Here is a 7,208-nt window from a genome sequence, read left to right as displayed (position 1 = left end):
CTCCCCCGCCCCGCGGCCCCTCCCCCGACCGGGTCAGTCCCGGAGCTTGAGCGCCAGGAACAGGTCCACCCGGTGCTCCAGGCTGCTCAGGTCCCGCCCGGTCAGCTCCTCCACGCGGCCGATCCGGTACCGCAGCGTGTTGACGTGCACGTGCATCGTGGCGGCGCAGCGCTGCCAGGACCCCGAGTGGGCCAGGAACTGCTCCAGTGTCCGCACCAGCTCCGAGCGGTGGTCGCGGTCGTAGGCCAGCAGCGGGCCCAGCAGCCGCTCGCGGTAGGAGGACTGCACCTCTTCCGGCACCGAGGCCAGCAGCAGTTCGTGGGAGTCGATCTCGGCCCCGGCGATCACCCGGGACCGGCCGCCGCGCAGTTCGGCCAGGCGGCGGGCGTGGCGGGCCTCCACGGCGGCGCCCCGCAGGTCGGGCACGCCCCGCACTGCCGAGCTGAGGCCGATGGCCAGCCGGTGGTCGAGCAGACCTCCCTCCAGGACGCGGGCGCGGTGCAGCAGCGCGGCGCGGACCTCCTCGGCGCGGGCCCGGGCGTCGGTACCGGCCACCGGGACGACGGCCAGGGCGTCCTCGTCGCCGGTGACGACGGCGCCGGGGCGGTCGGCGACCAGTTCGGAGAGCACGCGCCGGGCCAGGTCGGGCACACGGGGCTCGGGCAGCATGACGGCGCTGACCACGACGTGGCTGCCCTGGCCGCCGCTGGGGTCGGTGCCTCGCAGGAGTTCGGTGACCTCGTCGAAGCGCTGGGCGGCCAGCAGCCGGGGCAGCCCCTCCAGGTGGCGTGCGTCGGTCAGTGCGCGCTCCTCGGCGCGGCTGCGGGCGAGCCCGGCGATGGAGACGAGTTCGGCCACCGACTCGTGCTCCTCCTCGGTCCAGGAGGCGTGGTCTCCCTCGCAGACCACCAGCCAGGCGGCCAGGGGGTGGGACTCGCGCGCCTGGACGGGCAGGAGCGTGAGGGCGCGGTCCTCCCGCTGGGGGGTGCGGACGGTGTGCGGCGGGGTGGGGCCGGTCAGGGCACGGGCCGCGATCCACTCGCGCTCGTTCTCGGGCAGGGGCCCGCCGGAGGCGGCGATGTGGCGGCCGGTGCAGGACAGGGCCCAGGCGGCCCGCCCGGTCTGCGCGGCGGCCTCGGCGAAGGCCCGGGGGAAGTCGGCACCGGCCGCCACGTCGGCCATGATGCGGCGGTGGCGGTCGCGGGTCTCGGCGATGGTGGTGAAGCGGTGCTGGGTCAGGGAGCGCAGCACTTCCTCGGTGACCGCGCCGAAGGAGGTCTCCGGGGGCACCTCCACCAGGGGCAGGTCGTGCTCGCGGCAGGCCTCGACCAGGTCGGCGGGGACCTCGCCCAGAGCGGTCCCGGCGCCGACGGCGACCGCCCCGGCCCCCGCGACGGAGGCCACGAAGGTGCGCGAGTCCTCGGGTCGGGTGCGCCACATCATCCCGGTGAGGACGAACTCGCCGCCGCGCAGGTAGCGGGCGGGTTCGAGCAGGTCGGTGGTGTAGGCCCACCGCAGGGTGCGGTGCGCGTGCTCGGCCCCCGACAGGAATCTCAGGTGCAGCCGTGTGACCGCGAGCAGCTCGCTGATCCGCATGAACGTCCCTCTGTCGCTCGTGTGGGCGGCGGGCGCCCCGGGTGGTGAGGCGGTGGATGTTACTCCGGTGACGCCACTTGTAGGAAACGCCCAACGATAACCGTTCGTTCCGCGGACACTTCATGTCATCACTTGCTGGTAGCGGCCGCGCTCGCAGTGGTGTACTTCACAGCATCGGCGAGACCCACCGGGGAAGACGCGACCGACAGACCGCGCCGGGCCGCGAGCGAGCGGCGGCACGACCATGGCGACAAGAGGACCGAGCATGGAGTTCCTGAGCCCCTCCACACTGGAGGAGGCCCTTGAGGCGAAGAGCGCCCTGCCCGAGGCGGTGCCCATCATGGGCGGCACCGACGTGATGGTGGAGCTCAACTTCGACAAGAGGCGGCCGCCCGCCCTGATCGACCTGACCCGGATCCCGGAACTGGCCGAGTTCGGGCCGGACGGGGGGCGCACCCGCCTGGGCGCGGGGGTGCCCTACACCAAGGTGATCGAGCACCTGTCGGAGCGGGCCCCGGCCCTGGCCAGGGCCTCACGCTCGGTGGCCTCCCCTCAGATCCGCAACCGCGGCACCGTGGGCGGCAACCTCGGCGGCGCCTCGCCGGCCGGGGAGTCCCACCCGCCGCTGCTGGCCACCGACGCGGTCATCGAGCTGGCGTCGGTGCGGGGCAGGCGCCGGGTGCCCGCCCGCGAGTTCTACCTGTCGCTGCGCACGACCGCGCGGCAGGCCGACGAACTGATCACGGCGGTGCTGCTGCCCGAGCCGACCGGCCCCCAGCAGTTCGCCAAGATCGGTACGCGCAACGCGATGGTCATCGCGGTGACCTCCTTCTCCCTGGCCCTGGACACCGAGCGCAGGGCCGTGGGGACGGGTGTGGGCTCGGCCGGACCCACGCCGCTGCGCGCGGAGGCCGCCGAGGAGTTCCTGGCGGCGGAGTTCGACTGGGAGGACGGCCGCCCGCTCGCGGAGCCGGTCGTGCGCGAGTTCGGCGAGCTGGTGGCCGCGGCCGCCCGCCCCATCGACGACCAGCGGGGCAGCGCCGGGTACCGCAGGCACGCGCTGTCGGTGATGGCGCGCCGCGCACTGAGCTGGTCGGTCACCGACTACCGGAAGGGAGCCACGCGATGCGCGTGAGTTTCAGGGTCAACGGCGAGGACGTCACCGCCGACGACGTGTGGGCGGGCGAGAGCCTGCTGTACGTGCTGCGCGAGCGGCTGGGGCTGCCGGGCAGCAAGAACGCCTGCGAGCAGGGCGAGTGCGGCTCGTGCACGGTCTACTTCGACGGTGTGACGGCGTGTTCGTGCATGATCGCCGCCGGGCAGGCGCAGGGGCGCGAGGTGCGCACCGTGGAGGGCCTGTCCGAAGGCGGGGGGGCCGAGCGCGAACTGGGCTGCGTGCAGGACGCCTTCGTGGAGGCAGGCGCGGTGCAGTGCGGATTCTGCACGCCCGGCCTGGTGGTGCAGACCGACGACCTGCTGGAGCGCACGGTGGGCGCGGGGCTGCCCGCGCCGGAGGACGCCGAGATCCGTGAGGCGCTGGCGGGCAACCTGTGCCGGTGCACCGGGTACGAGAAGATCCTCGACGCGGTGCGCCTGGCCGCCTCGCGGCGGGTCGGGGGCGGCTCTTGAACACGGCGGAGGGCTTCGTCATCGAGGGCGCCCACGTGGTGACCGTGGACGGCGCGGAGTACGCCGACGGCCACGTGGTGGTGCGCGCGGGCCGTATCTCGGCGGTGGGCGCGGGACCGGCCCCCGGGGCCGAGGGGCTTCAGCGCGTGGACGGGCGCGGGTGCCTGGTCACGCCGGGTCTGGTCAACACGCACAACCACCTCTACCAGTGGGCGACGCAGGGGTTGTTCGCCGACGGCACGCTCTTCGAGTGGTTGGTGGGCTCCTACGAGATCTGGGGCCGCCTGGACGCAGACGTGGTGTCGGGGACGACCTCGGCCGGTCTGGCACACCTGGCGCTGTCGGGGTGCACGACCGCCTCCGACCACCACTACGTCCATCCCTCGGGCCGCGGCGACATCGTGGCCGCCGAGGTGGAGGCCGCCCGCGAGGTGGGCGTCCGCCTGGACCTGGCCCGCGGGTCGATGGACCGGGGCCAGAGCCAGGGCGGGCTGCCGCCGGACGCCGTCGTGGAGTCGCTGGGGCAGGCGCTGTCGGGCACCGCCGACGCCATCGACGCCTACCACGACACCGCGCCCGACGCGATGACGCGGGTGGCGGTGGCCCCGTGCTCGCCGTTCTCGGTCTCGCGAGCGCTGATGGTGGAGAGCGCGGAGCTGGCCCGGGACCGGGGGGTGCGGCTGCACACCCACTTGGCCGAGACGCTCGACGAGGAGCAGCAGTGTCTGGAGGAGTTCGGGTGCACCCCCGTGGAGTACGCCGAGAAGCTCGGCTGGCTGGGCCCGGACGTGTGGCTCGCGCACGCCGTGCACCTGTCGGACGCGGCGATCAAGCGGATCTCGTCCACGGGCACCGGGGTGGCGCACTGCCCCACCTCCAACGCCCGCCTGGGCGCGGGGATCTGCCGGGTCCCCGAGCTGCTGGAGGCGGGCGTGCCGGTGGGCCTCGGCGTGGACGGCCCGGCCTCCAGCGAGCTGACGCCGCTGGCCGGTGAGATGCACCAGGCGCTGCTGATGGCCCGCGCCCGCGGGGGACCCACGGCGCTCAGCGCCCGCCAGGCGCTGGAGATGGCCACTCTGGGCGGCGCCAGGGTGCTGGGCCGCGACGCCGAGCTGGGCTCCCTGGCGGTGGGCAAACTGGCCGACCTCGCCCTGTGGCGGGTGGACGGGTTCGGCTACGACGTGATCGGGGACCCGGTGGTGGCGGCGGTCTTCGGCCCCACCCCGCCCCTGGAGCGGCTCTGGGTCGGCGGGAGCACCGTCGTCGACCGCGGTGAGCTGCGCACCCTGTCCGCCGAGACCGCCGCCGCGCGCGGCCGTGCGGCGCACCGCGCCCTGACACAGGAGGTGAGCCGCTGATGGCGGCGACGACCCGTACCGTGACGGACCTGAGCAGCACGACCAGGGACGGGGTGGGCTCCAGCCCGCGCCGCCCCGACGGAACCCTGAAGGTCACCGGCGAGTTCGCCTACTCCTCGGACATGTGGATGGAGGACATGCTGTGGGGGGCGACCCTGCGCAGCCCCCACCCGCACGCCGAGATCCGCGGCATCGACGTCACCGAGGCGCTGAAGGTGCCCGGGGTGCACGCGGTGCTCACCCACGAGGACGTGCCCGGGAACAAGCGCTACGGGCTGGAGTACCAGGACCAGCCGGTGCTGGCCTTCGGCAAGGTGCGCTACAAGGGCGAGGCGGTGGCGATCGTGGCCGCCGACCACCCCGAGACCGCTCGGCGAGCGATGGAGCGCGTCCGCGTGGACTACGCGGTGCTGGAGCCGATCAGCGACTCAAGGCGGGCCGCGCTGGACCCCGCCTGCCCGCCGGTGCACGAACCGGGCACGGTCCCCGACCACCCCGAGTACAACCCGCGCGGCAACCGGCTGCGCTACCAGCCGGTGCGCACGGGCGCGTTCGCTGAGGTGGCGGGCTCGGCCGAGCGCGAGGGCGGGGTCTTGGAGCGGTTGCGCGCCGAGGCCCACGCGGTGGTGTCCTCCGAGTACGAGGTGGGCATGCAGGACCAGGCCTTCCTGGGCCCGGAGTCGGGCATGGCCGTCCCGGCCGAGGACGGCGGGGTGGACCTTTACGTGGCCACGCAGTGGCTGCACGTGGACCAGCGCCAGATCGCCCCGGCGCTGGGGCTGCCCGAGGACAAGGTGCGGCTGACCCTGGCCGGGGTGGGCGGGGCCTTCGGCGCCCGCGAGGACCTGTCGATGCAGATCCACGCGGCCCTGCTGGCGCTGCGCACGGGCAGGCCGGTCAAGTTCGTGTACAACCGCGAGGAGTCCTTCTACGGGCACGTTCACCGGCACCCGGCCAGGATGCGCTACGAGCACGGGGCGCGTGCGGACGGCACGCTGCTCTACGCCACGGCGGAGATCATCGTGGACGGCGGCGCGTACGCGTCGGCGACCCCCGCGGTGGTGGGTGTGGCCTCCTCCCTGGGCATCGGCCCCTACGAGGTGGAGAACGTGCTGGTGGACGCCTACGGGGTGTACACCAACAACCCGCCGTGCGGCGCGATGCGCGGGTTCGGCGCGGTGCAGGCCTGCTTCGCCTACGAGTCGCAGATGGACCGGCTCGCCGAGGAGCTGGGCATGCACCCGGTGGACCTGCGGATCAGGAACGCCATGTCGCAGGGCTCGCGGATCATCACCGGCCAGGAGATCGACATGCCGCTGCCGATGGCGGAGATGCTGGAGCGCTGCCGCGCCCTGCCGATGCCGCCCGAGCGCGACGCGCTGGCCGACCCCGCCGACCAGCGCACCCTGCCGGGCGGGGTGGCGGGCACCACGCGCGGCGAGGGCGTGGTGCGCGGTGTGGGCTACGGTCTGGGGCTGAAGAACCTGTGCTTCTCGGAGGGGTTCGACGACTACTCCACCGCGCGGGTGCGGTTGGAGGTCGTGGGCGGCGAGCCGGTGGTGCTGGTGCACACGGCGGCGGCCGAGGTCGGCCAGGGCCTGGTGACGGTCAAGGGGCAGATCGCCCGGACCGAGCTGGGCGTGGAGAAGGTGGTCATCGCCCCCGCCGACACCCAGGTCGGCTCGGCGGGCTCCTCCTCCGCCTCGCGGCAGTCGTACATGACCGGCGGCGCGGTGATGACCGCGTGCGCGTCGGTGCGCGCCGAGGTGTTCGCGCTGGCCCGCGAGCGCGGGATCGTGCCCGAGGCGCTGCCCGACACCGACCTGTCCCTGGACGGGGGCAAGCTGGTGTCGGCCACGGTCGGCGCGCTGGTGTCCCTGGCGGACCTGCTGGGGGAGTCCGCGCGCGGCGGCACGGTGGTCGAGCACACCCGCGAGTACCACCACCGGCCCACCGAGATGCTCGACCCCAAGCTGGGCCAGGGTTCCTCGCACAACCAGTTCGGGATGTGCGTGCACCGGGCCGTGGTGGACGTTGACGTGGAGCTGGGCCTGGTGAAGGTGGTCGCGCTAGACGCGGTGCAGGACGTGGGCCGGGTGCTGCACCCCCAGCAGTTGGCCGGGCAGATCCAGGGCGGCTCCACGCAGGGTCTGGGCCTGGCGCTGATGGAGGAGGTGCAGGTCAGGGATGGGAAGATTCTCAACCCCTCGTTCACCGACTACCTCATCCCCACCATCCTGGACACGCCGCCGATGCGCATCGACGTGTTGGAGCGCCCCGATCCGCACGCGCCCTACGGGCTGCGCGGCGCCGGTGAGCCGCCGACGCTGTCCTCGACCCCGGCCGTCGTGGCCGCGGTGCGCGCGGCCACCGGCAGGGCGCTGACCCACGCTCCGGTGCGCCCGGAGGACATCGTGGGCATCGACCTGTAGCCGCGACCGGCGGCGCGGTCCCCCGCAGCGCCGCCCCCATGTACCGCCCGCCCCGGCCTCGTCGGCGCCCCGACACCGGGGCGGGTGCCCAACGGCAGGACAGCGCCGTCCTGCGCACACCCTCAACCGAACACCCAGAGTTGCAACCCCCCTACACATGGCGATGATCGCCATGCTCATCTCCCTCCAGGAG

At 74.0% G+C, this 7,208-nt stretch carries 5 protein-coding genes; 4 read left to right on the top strand and 1 reads right to left on the bottom strand.

The genetic code is table 11. The features are described from left to right. Positions 1-33: 33 nt before the first annotated feature. Positions 34-1,596, bottom strand: coding sequence for a PucR family transcriptional regulator (locus ABD54_RS08175; protein ID WP_047868827.1), 1,563 nt, complete (start codon positions 1,594-1,596; stop codon positions 34-36). Positions 1,597-1,861: 265 nt separating this feature from the next. Between ABD54_RS08175 and ABD54_RS08170 the strand changes: the two genes are divergently transcribed. The 4 genes from ABD54_RS08170 to ABD54_RS08155 are packed head-to-tail and all read left to right on the top strand — an operon-like array spanning position 1,862 to position 7,015. Further along, a complete protein-coding gene (locus ABD54_RS08170; RefSeq protein WP_047868826.1) occupies positions 1,862-2,731 on the top strand; it encodes a xanthine dehydrogenase family protein subunit M in 870 nt (289 codons plus the stop codon). Further along, on the top strand, positions 2,722-3,225 hold the full coding sequence (locus ABD54_RS08165; protein ID WP_047868825.1) for a (2Fe-2S)-binding protein: 504 nt from the start codon (positions 2,722-2,724) through the stop codon (positions 3,223-3,225). The genes ABD54_RS08170 and ABD54_RS08165 overlap by 10 nt, the downstream gene beginning before the upstream one ends. Beyond that, a complete protein-coding gene (locus tag ABD54_RS08160) occupies positions 3,222-4,583 on the top strand; it encodes an 8-oxoguanine deaminase (RefSeq protein WP_047868824.1) in 1,362 nt (453 codons plus the stop codon). The genes ABD54_RS08165 and ABD54_RS08160 overlap by 4 nt, the downstream gene beginning before the upstream one ends. Then, complete coding sequence (locus ABD54_RS08155) at positions 4,583-7,015, top strand: xanthine dehydrogenase family protein molybdopterin-binding subunit (protein WP_047868823.1); 2,433 nt, start codon at positions 4,583-4,585, stop codon at positions 7,013-7,015. Before ABD54_RS08160 ends, ABD54_RS08155 begins: the two co-directional genes overlap by 1 nt. Positions 7,016-7,208 lie beyond the last annotated feature (193 nt).

The sequence above is a fragment of the Nocardiopsis sp. RV163 genome (assembly GCF_001029525.1).
Lineage (GTDB): Bacteria > Actinomycetota > Actinomycetes > Streptosporangiales > Streptosporangiaceae > Nocardiopsis > Nocardiopsis dassonvillei.
This window is presented reverse-complemented; position numbering and strand designations above follow the sequence as displayed.